Origin of the sequence: Pseudomonas azerbaijanorientalis, from assembly GCF_019139795.1 — a bacterium.
Classification (GTDB): Bacteria; Pseudomonadota; Gammaproteobacteria; order Pseudomonadales; family Pseudomonadaceae; genus Aquipseudomonas; species Aquipseudomonas laurylsulfatiphila.
Genome location: NZ_CP077078.1, coordinates 693010 through 710703, shown reverse-complemented (window position 1 = coordinate 710703; position 17694 = coordinate 693010). Strand labels below are relative to the sequence as shown.

Genomic DNA, 17694 nt, shown 5'->3' with positions numbered 1-17694 from the left:
CCTCATGCCTGCTATTACCACAGACCTGCCTGCCCTCGCCCAATCCATCAAGGACTGGGGCCGCGAGCTGGGCTTTCAACAAGTCGGCATCAGCGGGCTCGACCTGGGCGAGCACGAGCAACACCTGGAGCGCTGGCTCGCCGCCGGCTACCACGGCGAAATGGACTACATGGGCGCCCACGGCAGCAAACGCTCACACCCGGAGGAGCTGGTGCCCGGCACTTTGCGCGTGGTTTCGCTGCGCATGGACTACCTGGCGGGCGACACCCACATGGCGAAAATGCTCGCCCAGCCGGAAAAAGCCTACGTCTCGCGTTATGCCCTGGGTCGCGACTACCACAAATTGATCCGCAAACGCGTGCAACAACTGGCGGACAAGATTCAGGCAGAAATCGGCCCGTTTGGTTTCCGTGCCTTTGTCGACAGTGCACCTGTGCTGGAAAAAGCCATCGCCGAACAGGCCGGCCTGGGCTGGATTGGCAAAAACACCCTGGTGTTGAATCGCAAGGCAGGCAGTTATTTCTTCCTCGCCGAGCTGTTCGTTGACTTGCCGCTGCCGGTAGACCCGCCCCACGCCACCGAACACTGCGGTCGCTGCAGTGCCTGCCTCGACATCTGTCCGACCAATGCCTTCGTCGGCCCTTACGTGCTGGATGCCCGGCGCTGCATTTCCTACCTGACCATCGAACTCAAAGGCGCGATCCCGCAAGACCTGCGGCCGCTGATCGGCAATCGGGTGTTCGGTTGCGATGATTGCCAGATTGTCTGCCCCTGGAACCGCTTCGCCCGCCCGTCCGGTGAAAGCGACTTCAAGCCGCGGCACAACCTGGATAACGCCGAACTGGCGGAACTGTTCATGTGGGATGAGGAGAAATTCCTGAGCAGCACCGAAGGCTCGCCGCTGCGTCGGACCGGTTACGAAAACTGGTTGCGCAACCTGGCGGTAGGCCTGGGCAATGCGCCTTCGACGATCCCGGTGCTGGAGGCGTTGAAAGCGCGGCGCGAGCATCCGTCCGAACTGGTCCGCGAACACGTCGAGTGGGCCCTGAAACAACACGGCCTCGTGTAGGAGCTGCCGCAGGCTGCGATCTTTTGATCTTGATCTTTAAGATCAAAAGATCGCAGCCTGCGGCAGCTCCTACAGGGGATCGGGGCGTCAAGCCTCGTCGTTGTAGACGAACTTGGGCATTTCCCAGTGAAAACGGATCGCCAACAAGCGCAACAGGAAACCGCCGAACAAGGTGATCAGAATCGCCTGCTCCCCAGGCAAGTTCAGGTATAGACAAAGCATGTAGCACCACGCCGCCGCAAACGAGACGCTGGCATACAGCTCACGCCGGAAGATCAGCGGAATATCGTTGCAGAAAATGTCCCGCAGGATGCCGCCAAATACTCCGGTGATCACGCCGCTGACCGACGCGACCAACATGCCATGGCCCATTTCCAGGGCGGTGATGCAGCCGATCAGGGTAAAGGCCACCAGTCCCATGGCATCGAGCACCAGAAACAGTGAACGCAAATGCCGCATCCAGCGTGCCGTGAACACGGTAATCATTGCCGCAGCCGTGGTCAGCACCAGGTATTCCGGGTGTTTGACCCACGTCAGCGGGTAATGCCCGAGCAGCACATCGCGCACCGAGCCGCCTCCCAACGCCGTGACGCAAGCGATCAGCACCACGCCAAACCAGTCCATGCCACGACGCCCGGCAGACAGGGCGCCGGTCATGGCTTCGGCGATGATGGCGATCAGGTAGAGCATCAGCAACATGGTGGCGGTCCTTGCGAAAAGGCGCGCAGTCTACCCACTTCGCCCAAGCACCAAAAGAGGGCGCTACCAGACCACTGGTGGCGACTGTGCCTACGCCATCGCGAGCAAGCTCGCTCCCAAAGGGGCGGCGATGTACCTGTGGGAGCGAGCTTGCTCGCGATGGGGCCGGAGCGGACGACCGTGAACTAGAACTTGATGAAATGCTTGCGGTAGTGCTGCAACTCGGCGATGGATTCGCGGATGTCGTCCAGCGCCAGGTGGGTGCTGCCCTTCTTGAAGCTGTCACGCACGTCCGGTGCCCAGCGCGCCGCCAGCTCTTTGAGCGTGGACACGTCGAGGTTGCGGTAGTGGAAATAGCTTTCCAGGGATTTCATGTGGGTATAAAGGAAGCGACGGTCCTGGCAAATGCTGTTGCCGCAGATCGGCGATTTGCCCTTCGGCACCCACTTCTCCAGGAAGGCGATGGTTTCGGCTTCGGCTTCGGCCATGCTGATACGGCTATCGCGAACCCGCTGGGTCAGCCCGGAACCACCATGCTGACGGGTGTTCCACTCGTCCATGCCGGCGAGGATTTCGTCGCTGTGGTGAATGGCGATCACCGGGCCTTCGGCCAGGGTGTTCAGGTCACTGTCGGTGACGATGGTGGCCATTTCGATAATGACGTCGGTATCAGGGTTCAGACCGGTCATTTCCAGGTCGATCCAGATCAGGTTCTGCGGATTTTGCATGTTCGGCTCCTAAGCAATGCTGCGCAGTTTAGCCTAGGCCGGTGGCCGGGCGTGCTAAACTCGCGGCCGTTTTACCTAATCGCTGCATTCTTTATACGGAACACCCATGGCCAAACGCCAACTCAATCGCCGCCAAAACTGGCGCATCGAAAAGATTCAGGGCGAACGCGCTGCCCGCGCCGCCAAACGCGAGTCCTCGGCTGTCGAGGCACTTGAGGGCGGCGATCTGGGCCCGGAACAGCACGGCCTGGTGATCGCGCACTTCGGTGTGCAGGTCGAGGTCGAGGCCCGCGACGGCGAACTGGCCGGCCAGGTGTTCCGTTGCCACCTGCGCGCGAACCTGCCGGCGCTGGTGACCGGTGATCAGGTGGTGTGGCGCGCCGGCAACCAGGGCATCGGTGTGATCGTGGCGCAACTGCCGCGCAACACCGAGCTGTGCCGCCCGGACAGCCGTGGTCAGCTCAAGCCGGTGGCGGCCAACGTCGACATGATCGTCATCGTGTTTGCACCGCTGCCCGAGCCCCACGCCAACCTGATCGACCGCTACCTGGTGGCGGCCGAACATGCGGGCATCAAGCCGCTGCTGCTGCTGAACAAATTCGACTTGATCGACGAAAACAACGCCCCTGCGCTGAATGCCTTGCTCGCCGTATACCGCACCCTCGGTTACCCGGTGCTGGAAGTGTCGGCGCATCACGGTAATGGTATGGAGCAGTTGCAGGCGCAACTGGACGGACGCATCAGCGTGTTCGTCGGCCAGTCCGGTGTCGGCAAGTCGTCGCTGGTCAACAGCCTGCTGCCGGATGTCGAAACCCGCGTCGGCCCGCTGTCCGAGCTGTCCGGCCAGGGCACCCACACCACCACCACCGCGCGGTTGTTCCACTTCCCCGGCGGCGGTGAATTGATTGACTCCCCGGGAATCCGCGAATTCGGCCTGGGTCACGTCAGCCGTGCCGACGTCGAAGCCGGCTTCATCGAGTTCAACGACCTGCTGGGCACCTGCCGCTTCCGCGACTGCAAGCATGACCGCGAACCCGGTTGCGCCCTGCTCAAGGCCCTTGAAGATGGCCGCGTGCAGCAGCAACGGATGAACAGCTACCGCTCGATCATCGCCAGCCTGCCGGAAAACGGCTACTAAACAGACGTGCCGACCGCCCGGCTTACGCGGGGTGGTCGGCGGCTGGATCTTCCCCCGCTTAAACGTCAGACCTTTCTGTAAGACGTGCGCACGCTCGCTTGTAGGGCATTTCTCTTTCCGCGCCGACCTCTTGTAGCCGCCCTGTAATCGCCTAGTTTCAAACCCTCTTCGCACTCCAGCGACACCGAGGGACACCCATGCAAACCTACCATCTGTTCATCAGCCACTCATGGAACTACTCCGACGCCCACGACAATCTCGTGCGCCTGCTCAACGCCAAGCCCGGTTTCACCTACAAGAATTTTTCGGTGCCACCGGACAACCCGATTGTCGGCGCGAAAACCGACAAACAGCTTGAGGAGGCCATCGAAAACAAGATCCGTCCGTGTTCGGCGGTATTGATCATGGCCGGGATGTACTCCACCTACAGCAAGTGGATCAACAAGGAAATCGAGATCGCCAAGCGCATGGGCAAGGTGATCATTGCGATCAAACCGTTCGGCGCCGAGCGGATTTCCACGGTAGTACGTGAGGCGGCACATGCCGAGTGTGCCTGGAACACCAACAGCATCATCAGCGCAATTCGCCAGCATACGGCGGTGTAACCATGCGCAAGGGACTGTTTATCGGCATCAACGACTACACCCACGTTTCGCGACTGAGCGGTTGCAGCAATGACGCCATGGCCATGGCTTCCGTGCTGAAGACCGACGCCAATGGCGATCCGAACTTCAAGAACATCGTGCTGACCTCCGCCGAGGACTACCTGAGCCGGGAAAAGCTCGAAGACCAGATCCGCGAACTGTTTTCCGGGGACTGCAATGTCGCGCTGCTGTATTTCGCCGGCCACGGCAGCTTCGACACCGACACCGACGAAGGCATGTTGATCCCGCAGGATTACAAGAGCGCCAAGGACGGGATTCGCCTCAGTGACATTCTCAACTGGGCGAGCAAGGCCACGAAGATCAAAAACAAAGTGATCATCCTCGATTGTTGCCAGAGCGGCTCGGCCGGCGAACTGCGCGCCTTGCGCAGTGAGGGCAGCGTGGTCGGCGAGGGCATGACCATTCTGACTGCCTGCAAAAAGGAAGAGCCGGCGATGGAGGGCGGGCAACACGGCGTGTTCACCGGACTATTGCTCCAGGCCCTGCACGGCGGAGCAGCGAACATCCTGGGCAAGATCACACCCGGCAGCCTCTATTCGTTTGTCGACAATGCCCTCGACGCCTGGGAACAGCGCCCGGTGTTCAAGACCAACGTCTCGCAGTTCATTTCCCTGCGCGAAGTGTCGCCGCTGATCTCCAAGGAGATCCTGCGCAAACTCCCCGAATGGTTTGCCGAAGCGGAGTCGGTGTACCCCCTCGCCCCCAGCTTTGAGCCCACCGAACCTGAATTCAACCCGGAGCACGGCGACGTCTTCGCCCAGTTGCAAAAGTGCAACCGTCACAGCCTCATCGAACCGGTGGACGCCGAGCATATGTACTACGCCGCCATCCACTCCACCGGCTGCCGCCTCACCGCCCTCGGCGCCTATTACCGCGAACTCGCGATCAAGGGACATTTCTGATGCCAGTGTTTATCAGCTACCGCCACATGGACCGCGCCCACGCGGTCAAAATCAACGGGCGCCTGATCCAGGCCAATATCAAGACCTACCTCGATGTGCTGGATGCCGAATCCCAGACCACCGACGACATCACCGGGGTGATTACCCGCAACATCAGCGAATGCACGCACCTGCTGGCAGTAGTCTCGGAGAAAACCGCGCTGTCCTGGTGGGTGCCGTTCGAAATCGGCGAGGCAACCATCACCAACCGACGCATCTGCTCGTTCAAGACCGGCCCGACCGAGCTGCCGCTGTACCTGGACAAATGGCCGAAGCTGACCAGCGACCGGGACATCGACTTCTTTATCGATGCCTATCGCAACGAAGCGACGCTCAAGCGCTCGATGGCACTGGATTCGGTGACCGGTAGCGAGTCGGTGCGCAGCGTCAACAAGTCCAATGCGGATCGCTTCCACTCCGACCTTAAGTCCCGAATCATCCGCGGCTTCTGAGTCACTCTGCTCCCCGATCCGTCCTCTTGACCGGTCGGGATTTCTCTCACCCATCATCTGTAGGAGCCAGCTTGCTGGCGATGGACTCCAGTACGCCGAGTGGATTCAGACAGCACGCGTTATCGTTGACGACCATCGCCAGCAAGCGGGCTCCTACAGGGGATCGTGCCCCCTGGCGGCCTCCAAACCAGTGAAAGCCGCACAAAAAAGCCGACATCACTGTCGGCTTTTTTGTCGGTCACTGCTTGGGCGGTTCAGCCGGTTTGGCTGGCTCACCCGGTTTCGGCGCCGGATCATCAAACAGATTCAGACGCTCGCGCAGTTCGTGGGCCGGCAGTGGTTCCTTGTCCGCCGGCAACGCGTTCGGGTCGACCGGTGCGGTCGGTGCTGCGCCTGGTGCAGCCGAACCTTGCGGCGCATCGGGAGCAGGCTCCGCGCCTTGCGAGCCTTCGATGGCCCGCTGGGCTTTCTTGGTCAGCACCACGATGTCGATACGGCGGTTGACCGGGTTGAAAGGATGCTCGCGATCGAACAACGCCGACGAGGCATAACCGACCACGCGCGCCACCTGTGCATCCGGATAGCTGCCCGCTACCAGCGCACGCCGTGCGGCGTTGGCACGGTTGGCCGAGAGTTCCCAGTTACCGAAATCACCGGTGCCGGTGTATGGCTTGGCATCGGTGTGGCCGCTGATGCTGATCTTGTTCGGCACCGCCTTGATGGTGTCGGCCATGGCCAACAGGATGTCTTCGAAATACGGTTTCAAGCGAGCTGAGCCCGAGTCGAACATCGGGCGATTTTCCGCGTCCATGATCTGGATACGCAGGCCGTCCTGAGTGATTTCGAACAGGATCTGGTCCTTGAACTTCTGCATCTGCGGGTTTTCTTCGACCTTGTTCTGCAGTTCCTGCAGCAACAACTCGAGGCGCTCTTTTTCGACCTGCTCGGCCATGCCTTCGACCTGGTCGGTATCGATGGTGACCTTGTCCGGCTGCGGCTGGGACTTCACCTCGGGGTTGAGGGTGTTTTCCGGCGCCAGGGTCGGCGTGCCGCCCAGATCGATGATGTACGGCGTGCCGCTTTCGGAAAAGCCGATCGGGTCCTTGAAGTAACCGGCGATGGCGATCTTCTGTTCCGGCGTGGCGGTGGACAGCAGCCACAACACCAGGAAGAACGCCATCATCGCCGTGGCGAAGTCGGCGAAGGCGATTTTCCACGCGCCCCCGTGATGCCCGCCAGCGATGCGCTTGACGCGCTTGATGATTATCGGCTGATTATTTTCCATAACTTAACGACCGCGAACCGCTTGTTCCAGCTCGGCGAAGCTTGGACGGTGCGCCGGGTACAGGACCTTGCGCCCGAACTCTACGGCCAGCGATGGCGGCATGCCGGAAGCCGAAGCCACCAGCGAGGCCTTGATGGCTTCGTAGACGTTCAGCTCTTCCTTGGCATCGTGGGCCAGGGAATGGGCCAGCGGGCCAAAGAAACCGTAGGCGGCGAGAATACCGAAGAAGGTACCGACCAGTGCCGCACCGACGTGCAGGCCGATGGACTTCTGGTCGCCCTCACCCAGCGAGGCCATGGTCACCACGATACCCAGTACCGCCGCGACGATACCGAAACCGGGCATGGCGTCGGCGATGCCGTTGACCGCGTGGGATGGGTGCTCCAGGTCTTCCTTTAGGCTGAACAGCTCCATGTCGAACAGGCCTTCAAGCTCGTGCGGGGCCATGTTGCCGGAGGACATGATGCGCAGGTAATCACAGATGAACGCGGTCATGCGTTCGTCCTTGAGGACCGTCGGGTACTTGGCGAAGATCGGGCTCGCGGCGGCATCTTCGATGTCGCCTTCGATGGCCATCATGCCTTCGCGGCGGCTCTTGTTGAGGATCTCGTAGATCAGGCCCAGCACTTCAAGGTAAAAGGCGTGGTTGAAACGCGAACTGAACATGCTCAGGGACTTCTTGAGCACGTGCATCGTCATGTAGCCGGGGTTGGCCTGCAAGAAGGCGCCGAGGGCTGCACCACCGATGATCATGACCTCGAAAGGCTGGATCAGGGCGGCAATCTTGCCGTGGGAAAGCACGTATCCGCCGAGCACGCTCGCGAATACGACGATGATGCCGATAATTTTAGCCATAGGTTAGGAGAGCACTTACTGAGTCGGGTTCAAGGTCATATTCGGAAGTTAAAAAATCTCTTCTTCTACTTATCGGCAAAACTGCGCCAGACTATAGCCAGTTCAGGCGAAAAGCTAATTTGACCCCTTCCGGGCACAGGTATTGTTGACGATGATCGCCTCCCACCATGGTTAACGAAACGAACGTTCCAACACCAAAACCGACGACGCTCGAAGGCTGGGTCAAGCTGCTAGATGGCGTGCGCCTGCCGGTTCCGCAAGCCAGCTACGACCGGGTCTGCAAGGCCATCCGCGACAATCGCAGCTCGCTGCGCGATATCGCCGACCTCATGCAAGGCAGCCCCGCCCTGGCCTTGAGCGTGATTCGCGAAGCCAACCGGCACACCCACGGCGGCATGGTCGAGCCGGCGGAAAACCTCGAGATCGCGATCAATCGCCTCGGCTTGAAGCGCGCCGAAGAGCTGCTCGCTCGCCTGCCCGCCGAACCCCAGTCCGAAATCCCCAAAGCCTTGCGTCAGCTGCAGATGATCAGCCAGCACGCCACGCAACAGGCCAATGGTTTTTTTGCCAGTCGCCTGGCGCGCCTGTGGCAGGACATCCACTGGGGTAGCCTGCTGTTTCTTTCGCCCCTGTGGCCTTTGGCGCTGACCCATCCAAAACTGCTCGAAGACTGGGAACTGCGGGTCATCCATAAAGGTGAGTCGGCACGTAAAGTCGAAATGCAACTGTTTGGCGTACGCCTGCTGGACATCGGCCAGGCGCTGGTGGAGGTCTGGCGCTTGCCGATCTGGGTGCAACAGGGCTATCGACTATTGCTCACCGAGCAGCGGGAGCTGGTGAAAGTCCTGCGCATCGCCCGAGACAGCAAGCACCCGTTGCGCCAGCAGAACCGCCTCGATGACGATCCGACCCTGCGCCGCTGGCTCAATCAACCGGCCAATACGGTGCTGCTGGCCAACGGTCTGGCGCTGTCGGCACAACACGCCTGGGACAGCCCGCACAGTGAACGCTGGCAGTACCTGACCAGCCTTTACCTGCAAATGCCAATGGATGAGGTGCAACAACAACTGCACCAGCAAGCCGCCAACAGCGCGCGCCATCACGCCATGCCCGACCTCTGGCACCCCGCCGAATCGCTGATCTGGCCGTGGGGCATGAACCGTGTCCACGCAGGTTTGCTACCAGCCGCGGCACCCACTGCCGAAGATCTGGCGAAATGGCGCAAGCAATGCGCCGAATTGCTGGTCGAGCCGAGTCGCTTCACCAACGCCATGCACTTGACCATCGCCGCCCGGGACGCCCTCGTGGCCTGCGGCATGCGTAGGGTGATGATCCTGATGGCCGACCGTACCCATGCCAACCTTCGTGTGCACCAGACGGCCGGCCTGGCGAAGGAGGCAGCCGGGCTGAACTTCGTGGTCAGCCAGAGCAACGTGTTGCAACGCCTGCTCGCGCAACAGGCCCAGGTCCGCCTGACGCCGACCAACAACGCGCAATTCTCGGCCCTGCTGCCCAACAGCCTGCGTTCGCAGTTCAGCGGCGAACACCTGCTGCTGCGCTCGCTGGTCAATAATGGCCGGGTGATCATGATCGTCGTGGCGGACCAGGGCGGCGGGCCGTTTTCGGAAATTTCCGTACAGGCCTTCGGCAAAACCGCGCAGTGCATCGAAAAAGCCCTGCACAGCTTTAGCCACCGCGGCCAATAAGGCTGCGCTACAATCCTCCCTTTTGTGCTCTGGAGACCTCACATGTCTGACTTCTCTGGCTTGCCGCTGGTGATCGAGCCGAGCGACTTGCTCCCTCGCCTCGACGCCCGCGAACTGATTCTGGTGGACTTGACCAGTCCCGCCCGCTACGCCGAGGGACACATTCCCGGCGCGCGCTTTGTCGATCCGAAACGCACGCAACTGGGGCAGGCCCCCGCCCCGGGATTGATGCCCCCGCAGGCAGCGCTCGAAACGCTGTTTGGCGAGTTGGGACACAATCCCGATGCGGTATACGTGGTGTATGACGACGAAGGCGGCGGTTGGGCTGGACGCTTCATCTGGCTGCTGGATGTCATCGGCCACAGCAAGTACCACTATGTCGACGGCGGCCTGACGGCCTGGCTGGCAGAAGGTTTGCCCATGTCGATCCAGATCCCCCCAGCCGTGGGTGGCCCGGTTTCTCTGACCTTGCACGATGAACCTACCGCCACCCGCGAATACCTGCAAAGCCGGCTCGGCGCTGCCGACCTGGCCATCTGGGACGCACGCGGGCCGCTGGAGTATTCCGGCGAGAAAGTCCTGGCGGCCAAGGGCGGGCACATTCCCGGCGCGGTCAATTTCGAATGGACCTCCGGCATGGATCGGGCACGCCAGCTGCGCATCCGCACCGACATGCCGCAGATCCTCGAAAAACTCGGGATCAGCAAAGACAAAGAAGTGATTACCCACTGCCAGACCCACCACCGTTCTGGCTTCACCTATCTGGTGGCCAAGTCCCTCGGTTATCCGCGGGTCAAGGGCTACGCCGGCTCTTGGGGCGAATGGGGCAACCATCCCGATACCCCGGTAGAAATTTAAGATTTTTAAGGACTGTTAATGAACAAGCGTCTGTTTCTCCTCGGCCAGTACCTGCTGCCCCACAACTTGCTCTCGCGACTGGCCGGCTGCATCGCCGAATGCCGCGTGCGCTGGTTCAAGAATGCCTTTACCGCCTGGTTCGCCAAGCGCTATCAGGTGGACATGTCCCAGGCGCTGGTCGAAGACCTGACTGCCTACGAGCACTTCAACGCGTTCTTCACCCGCGCACTGAAAGACGGTGCCCGTCCGTTGGACGAAACTCCGGGCGCGATCCTCTGCCCGGCCGACGGCGCGATCAGCCAGCTCGGCCCGATCGAGCACGGCCGTGTATTCCAGGCCAAGGGCCACAGTTTCAGCGTGCTGGAACTGTTGGGTGGCGATGCGGCGAATGCTGCGCCGTTCATGGGCGGTGACTTCGCGACCATCTACCTGTCGCCGAAGGACTACCACCGCGTGCACATGCCGCTGGCCGGCACCCTGCGCGAGATGGTCTACATCCCGGGCCGTCTGTTCTCGGTCAACCAGACCACCGCTGAAAACGTTCCGGAACTGTTCGCCCGCAACGAGCGCGTGGCGTGCATTTTCGACACCGAGCGCGGGCCGATGGCCGTGGTGCTGGTGGGCGCGATGATCGTGGCTTCGATTGAAACCGTCTGGGCCGGCCTGGTCACGCCGCCGAAACGCGAGCTGAAAACCTTCCGCTACGACGAAGCCGCTCGCGCGCCGATCCATCTGGAAAAAGGTGCGGAACTGGGACGCTTCAAGCTGGGTTCGACCGCCGTCGTGCTGTTCGGGCCGGATCAGGTGAAGTGGGCTGAAGAAATGACTGCCGGCACAGCGGTGCAGATGGGTCAGGGCATGGGTTCGCCAAAGGCCTGATCAACGCACATACCTGTAGGAGCGAGCTTGCTCGCGATGGGCGTTAACGATGACGCGGGCATTCTGAATGCCCGCGTCGCTCTCAGGTTCATCGCGAGCAGGCTCGCTCCTACAGTGGGTTTGCGCGTTACAGCTGTCCGTCGCGATCGCGGAAGCCCAGCAGGTACAGCACGCCATCCAGGCCCAGCGTCGAAATGGCCTGCTTGGCCGACTGCTTGACCAGCGGCTTGGCGCGGAACGCTACGCCCAACCCGGCAATCGCCAGCATCGGCAAGTCATTGGCACCGTCACCGACCGCAATGGTCTGCTCCAGGCGCAAGCCTTCCTTGTGTGCCAGTTCCTTCAGCAGATCCGCCTTGCGCTGCGCATCGACAATCGGCTCGACCGCTACGCCGGTGACTTTGCCGTCGACCACTTCCAGTTCGTTGGCAAACACGTAGTCGATCCCCAGCTTGGCCTGCAGTTGCTTGGCGAAGTAGGTGAAGCCGCCCGACAGGATCGCGGTCTTGTAGCCCAGGCGCTTGAGTTCGGCGAACAGGGTTTCCGCGCCTTCGGTCAGGCGCAACGAAGCACCGATGGAATCCAGCACATTGACGTCCAGACCTTTGAGCAAGGCCAGGCGCTCCTTGAAGCTGGCGCGAAAATCCAGTTCGCCGGCCATTGCCCGCTCGGTAATTTCCGAAACCTTGTCACCCACGCCAGCCGCCTTGGCCAGTTCGTCGATCACTTCGGCTTCGATCAGGGTCGAGTCCATGTCGAACACCGCCAGGCGACGGTTGCGACGGAACAGCGAATCTTCCTGGAAGGCGATGTCGACGTTCAGTTCCTGGGCGACGCTGAGGAATTCGGCCCGCAGCGCCTGCGGATCAGCCGCCTCGCCACGCACGGAAAACTCGATGCAGCCCTTGCCCTTGTCGGCCGGAGTGTCCAGTGGCATGCGCCCGGACAGACGATCGATGTGGTCAATGTTCAGGCCATATTTGGCGGTGATCGAACTCACGGCCTGCAACTGCCCGGCTGTCACCTTGCGGGTCAACAGGGTCACGATGTGGCGCTTTTTGCCCTGGTTGCCGACCCACTGCTGGTAATCCTGTTCGGACACCGGTGTGAAACGCACCTGTTGATCGAGCTCGTAGCCCTTGAACAAGATGTCCTTGAGCACGGACTTGCCTTGCTCGGTGTCGGGAATTTCAACCAGGATGCCGAACGACAAGGTGTCGTGGATCACCGCCTGACCGATGTCGAGAATGTTCACACCACCCTGGGCCAGAACGCCGGTAATGGCCGCAGTCAGACCCGGACGGTCGACTCCCGTGATGTTTATCAGGACGATTTCGCGCAAGGCGCACCCCCGCAGGTGGAAAAAAACCGCATTCTACCCACTTTCAGTGACCATCGGGCACCGTGAGCGCTTTGACGGTCTAGGGCCTGTCGCTATACTGCGCGTCAACTTCACGGACAAAAGAGCCGAGCTCAAGTGAACCGGCCTACGCCAGTAAAAACCGATAACTTCTTCCTGCTGATCTTCCGGGCACTGCGCCACCGCCGTGTACCGATTGCATTGCGCATCGCCAGCCATAACGTGATCCTGGTCGCCCTGGCCCTGGTCATCTATGCCGGCGTGATGGGCCTGCAATTCAAGCAGGCCATGCATGAGCAGGCGGATGCGCTGGGCGAAAGCCTGACGACGCAGACGGCCACTTCGGCCACGGAGCTGTTGGTGTCCAACGACATCCTCAGCCTCAATGTGCTGCTCAATAACCTGACCAAGAACAAGCTGGTGGCCCACGCCGCCATCTACAGTCCGGACAACCGCATCCTTGCCGAATCCGGCCAGCGTCCCAAGCATGGCCTGCTGGGCGAAGCCGAAGGCATGTACCAGAGCAAGATCACCTTCCAGGACGTGACCGCCGGGCAATTGCGCATCAGTCTGGACATGGACCAATTCCAGCAGCCGATGACCATCAGCCTGCAAAGCATGGGCATCCTCAGCGCCATCCTGCTGGCCCTGTCCCTGGCCCTGAGCCTGCGCATGGGGCGGTATCTCTCAACGCCCCTGCTGCAATTGCGGGTGTGGCTGCGCAATATCGATGAATACACCCCGGCCACCGACCGCCAGGACGAAATCGGCGACCTGGCGCGTCAGCTGCACGCCAACTTCGCCCCGGAGCCCGCCCCTGTGCCGGAACCGGAGCCGGAATTCGACGAGGCCGATGACGAGGCCGACCCGGCCTTCGAAGTCCGTAACCTGCGCGATCCGAGTTTCGACGAGAGCCGCCCGGTAGCGGCGCTCAAGCCAGCGCCACGGCAGATCGTCAGCACCGTCGAAGACGACGATGACGAAGACCCGTTCGCCGACCTGCGCGACGAGTCGCTGGACAGCACCCCGCAACCGGTGATTCGCAAGGCTACGCCGAGCGTGCCGCAACACAGCGCGGTACTGGCGGTGCAACTGGGTTCCCAGGAGCAACTGCGCCGCCTGCCGCGGGCGCGTCTTGAAGAACTGCTGGAGCGTTATCGCGATTGCCTCGACCAGGCCGCATCGCTGTATCAAGGCGAAGTGGAGACCTTGAACGATGGCAGCACGCTGATGCTGTTCCACACTGAAGACAGCGGCGACGATTACCTGACCAACGCCATTTGCTGTGGCGAGCTGCTGCGGGCCCTGGGCCACCAGTTGCAGATCGAAGTCGCGGACAGCGGCATCACCCTGCAATTGCAGCTGGGCCTGACCCTGGGCGACGAACTGTTTGGCCTGAGCCAGATCGACCTGCTGCTGACCGACCCTGCCCAGGACGCCCTGGCCCTGTCGCAACACAGTCGCAACCTGCTGCTGGTGGAACGCAAGATCAGTGACGACGCCTTGATCCGTCAGCGCGCACGGATCCGCCCGATTGCCAGCCCTGAAGGTGCATGCTGCGTGGAACGGTTGATGGAGCCGTATCCATCGATGCTTGAGCGGCAACTGGCGCGAATGCACGAGCGCCGGGCTTAAACCTTAGGCCCGGCCACGATGAAGCCCGCAGATGAGTGATCGTCTGCGGGCTTTTTTGTTGTCTGCACCTACGCCTTCGCGAGCAGGCTCGCTCCCACAATTGATCCGGGTTTACCACAACGGAGTGCTCACTGAAGATCCCCTGTGGGAGCGAGCCTGCTCGCGATGAGGCCACCAGCCACACTAGAGATCGCCAGCCGGCAGAAACAATAAAGCCCGCACAAGGCGGGCTTTATTGAGGGAACAGCTTCAGCTCTGGCTTAGAAGCGGAACACTTCCATATCCGTACGAATAGGCGCGGCCATCGGGATCTTCGGCTGCTTTTCCTGTTCTACCGCAGGTGCAGCCGCCTTGGCTGGCGCTTTACGCGGGACTTCGGCGATTGGTGGCTGATTGGCCAGCGGCTTGAGCGCCACCGACAGTTGCTCGGCCAGGCGTTGCAACAACACGCCCTGTGCCTGGACCTGAGCCGCCGTACTACCGGCATGCTGTTCCTGCAAATGGATGATGCGGTTGTCGCGGACCTGCCCGCGACGGTCGATCAGGCGCCATTGCGCATCGAGGATCGCCGGTTGTTTTGCACCCGAATCCAGTCGCGTGATGGTCAGCAGCACCTGAACGTCCGGGGTGAACCCCAATGTTGCCGGGGCGAGCACTACGCGCTGGCTGTCCAGGTGACCTGCGACCTGACGCAGCAGCAATTGATCGATATCCGACGAAAGGCTGCCGGCCCAACGACCGTCGGTCGATGCTTGCAAGCTGCCATCCGGCTGACGCTGCAACAGGGTTTCGCGCTGCAGGTAGTCGGCCACGGTGACCGGACCCAACAATACCGCCATGCCCGCGTTCTGTGCAGGCTGAACAGGGTTTCCAGCGTCCAGCTGATACAACGACACCGGTTGGTGAACGCTGCAACCCGCCAGGCCAAGAATGCCGGCGAGCATAAGAATAAAAGGAAGGCGCAGAGCAGTCATCGTCCCATCCAGGTGATCAATAAAAGGCTGATCACAGTGAAAATACTCAATAAATATGAATAACGCGCGGCAGTGCCGGCGCTTGAAAGGCCATATCATCCGTGAATATGCGTTCCGACTCCAGCGCAAAGCGCCGAACTACGGGTTAATTCGTAGTTCGGCGCTTCTATGTCGCCTAATTGAGGTTTTCGACGAGCAGCGCATCTACCCGCTGGAAGCCACGCGGCAGTTTGTTGCCACGACGGCCACGTTCACCCTTGTAGTGTTCGAGGTCGTCCGCTTTCAGTGACAAGGTACGTTTCCCGGCCTGCAACACCAATGTTGCACCGTCCGGCAATACGGCGATGTCCGTCACATACTCTTCGCGACTGGCCACTCGCTCACCGGGAATCCCGATGATCTTGTTGCCTTTGCCTTTACCTAATTGTGGCAGGTCGCTGATCTTGAAGATCAACAGGCGACCTTCGGTCGTCACCGATGCCAGCCAGTTCTGCTCACGATCGGCCACAGGGCGCGGCAGCATGACCTTGGCGTTGTTCGGCAGGCTCAACAGGGCCTTGCCCGCCTTGTTCTTGGCTTGCAGGTCCTCGCCCTTGACCACGAAACCGTAGCCGGCGTCGGAGGCGATCACGTACAGCGCGTCGTCCTCGGGCATCAGCACGCATTCGAAACTCGCTCCCGGCGGCGGCGTCAGGCGACCGGTCAGCGGTTCGCCCTGGCCACGGGCCGACGGCAAGGTATGGGCCGCTACCGAATAACTGCGACCGGTGGAGTCGATAAACACGGCAAACTGGTTGGAGCGCCCGGCGGCCAGCGCCTTGAAACCGTCCCCGGCCTTGTAGGAAAGCCCGGTGGCATCGATCTCGTGGCCTTTGGCGGAACGAATCCAGCCCTTTTCCGACAGTACGACCGTCACTTTCTCGTTCGGCAGCAGATCATGTTCGGTCAGGGCCTTGGCCTCGGCGCGCTCGACAATCGGCGAACGACGGTCGTCGCCGTAGGTTTCGGCGTCCTTGATCAGCTCGGTGCGCACCAGTTTCTTCAACTTGGCTTCGCTGCTCAGCAGGGCTTGCAGCTTGGCTTGTTCCTTGAGCAGTTCATCCTGCTCGGCACGCAGCTTCATCTCTTCCAGTCGCGCCAGCTGACGCAAACGGGTGTCGAGGATGTAGTCGGCCTGGATCTCGCTCAGGGCGAAGCGTTCGATCAGTTTGGCCCGTGGCTGTTCCTCGGTACGGATGATGTGGATCACTTCATCCAGGTTGAGGTAGGCAATCAGCAAACCGTCCAACAGGTGCAGGCGACGCTCAACCTTGTCGAGGCGGAATTGCAGGCGACGACGCACGGTCTGCACCCGGAACTCCAGCCATTCGACCAGCAGCGCGCGCAGATTTTTCAGCTGCGGCTTGCCGTCCAGACCGATGATGTTGATGTTGACCCGGTAGCTCGACTCCAGCTCGGTGCTGGCGAACAGGTGTTGCATCAAGGCATCGTGGTCGAAGTTTTTGCGCGCCCCCGGAATGATCACGATCCGGCACGGGTTTTCGTGATCGGATTCGTCGCGCAGGTCGGCGATTTGCGGGGCCTTGGACGGCTTGGCCTGCATCATCGCGGCGATCTGCTCCAGCACCTTGGCGCCCGAGACCTGATGTGGCAACGCGGTGACGATGATGTCGCCGTCTTCGATGTGATACACGGCGCGCATGCGCACCGAGCCGCGACCGGTTTCGTAGATTTTCAGCAGGTCGGCGCGCGGGGTGATGATTTCCGCTTCGGTCGGGTAATCCGGGCCCTGGATGTGTTCGCAGAGCTGTTCGACCGTGGCCTTGGGCTCATCGAGCAAACGCACGCACGCCGTGGCGACTTCGCGCAGGTTGTGCGGCGGCACGTCGGTGGCCATGCCCACGGCGATGCCGGTGGTGCCGTTGAGCAGGATGTTCGGCAAACGGGCCGGCAGGACCAGCGGCTCGTCCAGCGTGCCGTCGAAGTTCGGCCCCCAGTCCGCCGTGCCCTGGCCCAGCTCGCTGAGCAGCACCTCGGAATAACGCGACAGCCGCGCTTCGGTGTAACGCATGGCGGCGAAGGACTTGGGATCATCCGGCGCACCCCAGTTGCCCTGGCCGTCGACCAGCGTGTAGCGGTAGCTGAACGGCTGGGCCATCAGCACCATGGCTTCGTAGCAGGCCGAGTCGCCGTGGGGGTGGAATTTACCGAGCACGTCACCGACGGTACGCGCCGATTTCTTATGCTTGGAATCGGCGTCCAGCCCCAGCTCGCTCATGGCGTAGACGATACGCCGCTGTACCGGTTTCAGACCGTCGCCGATATGCGGCAAGGCACGGTCCATGATCACGTACATGGAGTAGTTGAGGTAGGCATTTTCGGTGAAGTCAGCCAGTGACCGGCGTTCTACACCGTCCAGGCTGAGATCAAGGGAGTCGCTCATGCGGGCC

The 17694-nt window shown here is 61.3% G+C and carries 16 protein-coding genes; 9 read left to right on the top strand and 7 right to left on the bottom strand.

Annotated elements, in window-relative coordinates; all coding sequences use genetic code 11:
* The first annotated feature begins 4 nt into the window (after positions 1 to 4).
* A complete protein-coding gene (gene queG / locus KSS91_RS03100; protein WP_217837029.1) occupies positions 5 to 1069 on the top strand; it encodes a tRNA epoxyqueuosine(34) reductase QueG in 1065 nt (354 codons plus the stop codon).
* Between the two features lie 87 nt (positions 1070 to 1156).
* On the opposite strand, the gene KSS91_RS03095 is transcribed toward queG, so the two are convergent.
* Both KSS91_RS03095 and orn read right to left on the bottom strand, forming a co-directional pair.
* On the bottom strand, positions 1157 to 1768 hold the full coding sequence (locus KSS91_RS03095) for a trimeric intracellular cation channel family protein (protein ID WP_217837028.1): 612 nt from the start codon (positions 1766 to 1768) through the stop codon (positions 1157 to 1159).
* A gap of 185 nt (positions 1769 to 1953) precedes the next feature.
* Positions 1954 to 2496, bottom strand: a complete 543-nt coding sequence (gene orn, locus KSS91_RS03090) for an oligoribonuclease (RefSeq protein ID WP_007995036.1) — start codon at positions 2494 to 2496, stop codon at positions 1954 to 1956.
* A gap of 106 nt (positions 2497 to 2602) precedes the next feature.
* Here orn and rsgA point away from each other — a divergent pair, with 106 nt between their 5' ends.
* The 4 genes from rsgA (at position 2603) to KSS91_RS03070 (ending at position 5692) form a co-directional block, all read left to right on the top strand.
* Entirely contained in the window at positions 2603 to 3634 is a 1032-nt protein-coding gene (rsgA, locus tag KSS91_RS03085) for a small ribosomal subunit biogenesis GTPase RsgA (protein ID WP_015093224.1), read from the top strand.
* A gap of 197 nt (positions 3635 to 3831) precedes the next feature.
* Positions 3832 to 4239, top strand: coding sequence for a TIR domain-containing protein (locus tag KSS91_RS03080; protein WP_007978807.1), 408 nt, complete (start codon positions 3832 to 3834; stop codon positions 4237 to 4239).
* Between the two features lie 2 nt (positions 4240 to 4241).
* The gene (locus KSS91_RS03075; RefSeq protein ID WP_217837027.1) at positions 4242 to 5201 is read left to right on the top strand and encodes a caspase family protein; all 960 of its coding nucleotides are present in this window, start codon (positions 4242 to 4244) and stop codon (positions 5199 to 5201) included.
* Positions 5201 to 5692, top strand: a complete 492-nt coding sequence (locus tag KSS91_RS03070) for a toll/interleukin-1 receptor domain-containing protein (protein ID WP_015093222.1) — start codon at positions 5201 to 5203, stop codon at positions 5690 to 5692. Before KSS91_RS03075 ends, KSS91_RS03070 begins: the two co-directional genes overlap by 1 nt.
* A gap of 238 nt (positions 5693 to 5930) precedes the next feature.
* Here KSS91_RS03070 and motB read toward each other — a convergent pair whose 3' ends face one another.
* Together motB and motA are read right to left on the bottom strand one after the other, a co-directional pair.
* Positions 5931 to 6977, bottom strand: coding sequence for a flagellar motor protein MotB (gene motB / locus KSS91_RS03065; RefSeq protein ID WP_217837026.1), 1047 nt, complete (start codon positions 6975 to 6977; stop codon positions 5931 to 5933).
* 3 nt (positions 6978 to 6980) lie between these two features.
* Positions 6981 to 7832, bottom strand: coding sequence for a flagellar motor stator protein MotA (gene motA, locus KSS91_RS03060; protein ID WP_015093220.1), 852 nt, complete (start codon positions 7830 to 7832; stop codon positions 6981 to 6983).
* A 167-nt stretch (positions 7833 to 7999) separates the two neighbouring features.
* Between motA and KSS91_RS03055 the strand changes: the two genes are divergently transcribed.
* From KSS91_RS03055 to asd, 3 genes are read left to right on the top strand one after another with little or no spacing between them, the layout of a single operon-like run.
* The gene (locus KSS91_RS03055; RefSeq protein ID WP_217837025.1) at positions 8000 to 9538 is read left to right on the top strand and encodes an HDOD domain-containing protein; all 1539 of its coding nucleotides are present in this window, start codon (positions 8000 to 8002) and stop codon (positions 9536 to 9538) included.
* 42 nt (positions 9539 to 9580) lie between these two features.
* Positions 9581 to 10396 carry a rhodanese-like domain-containing protein gene (locus tag KSS91_RS03050; RefSeq protein ID WP_217837024.1) on the top strand — a complete coding sequence of 272 codons (816 nt, stop codon included), beginning with the start codon at positions 9581 to 9583 and terminating at the stop codon, positions 10394 to 10396.
* 18 nt (positions 10397 to 10414) lie between these two features.
* The gene (gene asd / locus KSS91_RS03045) at positions 10415 to 11275 is read left to right on the top strand and encodes an archaetidylserine decarboxylase (protein WP_015093217.1); all 861 of its coding nucleotides are present in this window, start codon (positions 10415 to 10417) and stop codon (positions 11273 to 11275) included.
* Positions 11276 to 11402: 127 nt separating this feature from the next.
* On the opposite strand, the gene serB is transcribed toward asd, so the two are convergent.
* Positions 11403 to 12617, bottom strand: coding sequence for a phosphoserine phosphatase SerB (gene serB, locus KSS91_RS03040; protein WP_057395688.1), 1215 nt, complete (start codon positions 12615 to 12617; stop codon positions 11403 to 11405).
* A gap of 135 nt (positions 12618 to 12752) precedes the next feature.
* Here serB and KSS91_RS03035 point away from each other — a divergent pair, with 135 nt between their 5' ends.
* Positions 12753 to 14270, top strand: a complete 1518-nt coding sequence (locus KSS91_RS03035) for an AhpA/YtjB family protein (RefSeq protein WP_217837023.1) — start codon at positions 12753 to 12755, stop codon at positions 14268 to 14270.
* Between the two features lie 260 nt (positions 14271 to 14530).
* Here the strand turns inward: KSS91_RS03035 and KSS91_RS03030 are convergent, their stop codons facing one another.
* Positions 14531 to 15244 carry a PqiC family protein gene (locus tag KSS91_RS03030; RefSeq protein WP_217837022.1) on the bottom strand — a complete coding sequence of 238 codons (714 nt, stop codon included), beginning with the start codon at positions 15242 to 15244 and terminating at the stop codon, positions 14531 to 14533.
* 175 nt (positions 15245 to 15419) lie between these two features.
* Positions 15420 to 17687: a DNA topoisomerase IV subunit A gene (parC, locus tag KSS91_RS03025; RefSeq protein WP_015093214.1), complete on the bottom strand. Its 2268-nt coding sequence runs from the start codon at positions 17685 to 17687 to the stop codon at positions 15420 to 15422.
* Between the last annotated feature and the right edge of the window lie 7 nt (positions 17688 to 17694).

Excerpts from the sequence above, each read along its gene's own strand:
- KSS91_RS03070 (WP_015093222.1), top strand. The coding sequence starts at position 5,201 with ATGCCAGTGTTTATCAGCTACCGCCACATGGACCGCGCCCACGCGGTC.
- orn (WP_007995036.1), bottom strand. The coding sequence starts at position 2,496 with ATGCAAAATCCGCAGAACCTGATCTGGATCGACCTGGAAATGACCGGT.
- rsgA (WP_015093224.1), top strand. The coding sequence starts at position 2,603 with ATGGCCAAACGCCAACTCAATCGCCGCCAAAACTGGCGCATCGAAAAG.
- KSS91_RS03030 (WP_217837022.1), bottom strand. The coding sequence starts at position 15,244 with ATGACTGCTCTGCGCCTTCCTTTTATTCTTATGCTCGCCGGCATTCTT.
- parC (WP_015093214.1), bottom strand. The coding sequence starts at position 17,687 with ATGAGCGACTCCCTTGATCTCAGCCTGGACGGTGTAGAACGCCGGTCA.
- asd (WP_015093217.1), top strand. The coding sequence starts at position 10,415 with ATGAACAAGCGTCTGTTTCTCCTCGGCCAGTACCTGCTGCCCCACAAC.
- motB (WP_217837026.1), bottom strand. The coding sequence starts at position 6,977 with ATGGAAAATAATCAGCCGATAATCATCAAGCGCGTCAAGCGCATCGCT.
- KSS91_RS03050 (WP_217837024.1), top strand. The coding sequence starts at position 9,581 with ATGTCTGACTTCTCTGGCTTGCCGCTGGTGATCGAGCCGAGCGACTTG.
- KSS91_RS03095 (WP_217837028.1), bottom strand. The coding sequence starts at position 1,768 with ATGTTGCTGATGCTCTACCTGATCGCCATCATCGCCGAAGCCATGACC.
- KSS91_RS03075 (WP_217837027.1), top strand. The coding sequence starts at position 4,242 with ATGCGCAAGGGACTGTTTATCGGCATCAACGACTACACCCACGTTTCG.
- KSS91_RS03055 (WP_217837025.1), top strand. The coding sequence starts at position 8,000 with ATGGTTAACGAAACGAACGTTCCAACACCAAAACCGACGACGCTCGAA.
- motA (WP_015093220.1), bottom strand. The coding sequence starts at position 7,832 with ATGGCTAAAATTATCGGCATCATCGTCGTATTCGCGAGCGTGCTCGGC.
- KSS91_RS03080 (WP_007978807.1), top strand. The coding sequence starts at position 3,832 with ATGCAAACCTACCATCTGTTCATCAGCCACTCATGGAACTACTCCGAC.
- queG (WP_217837029.1), top strand. The coding sequence starts at position 5 with ATGCCTGCTATTACCACAGACCTGCCTGCCCTCGCCCAATCCATCAAG.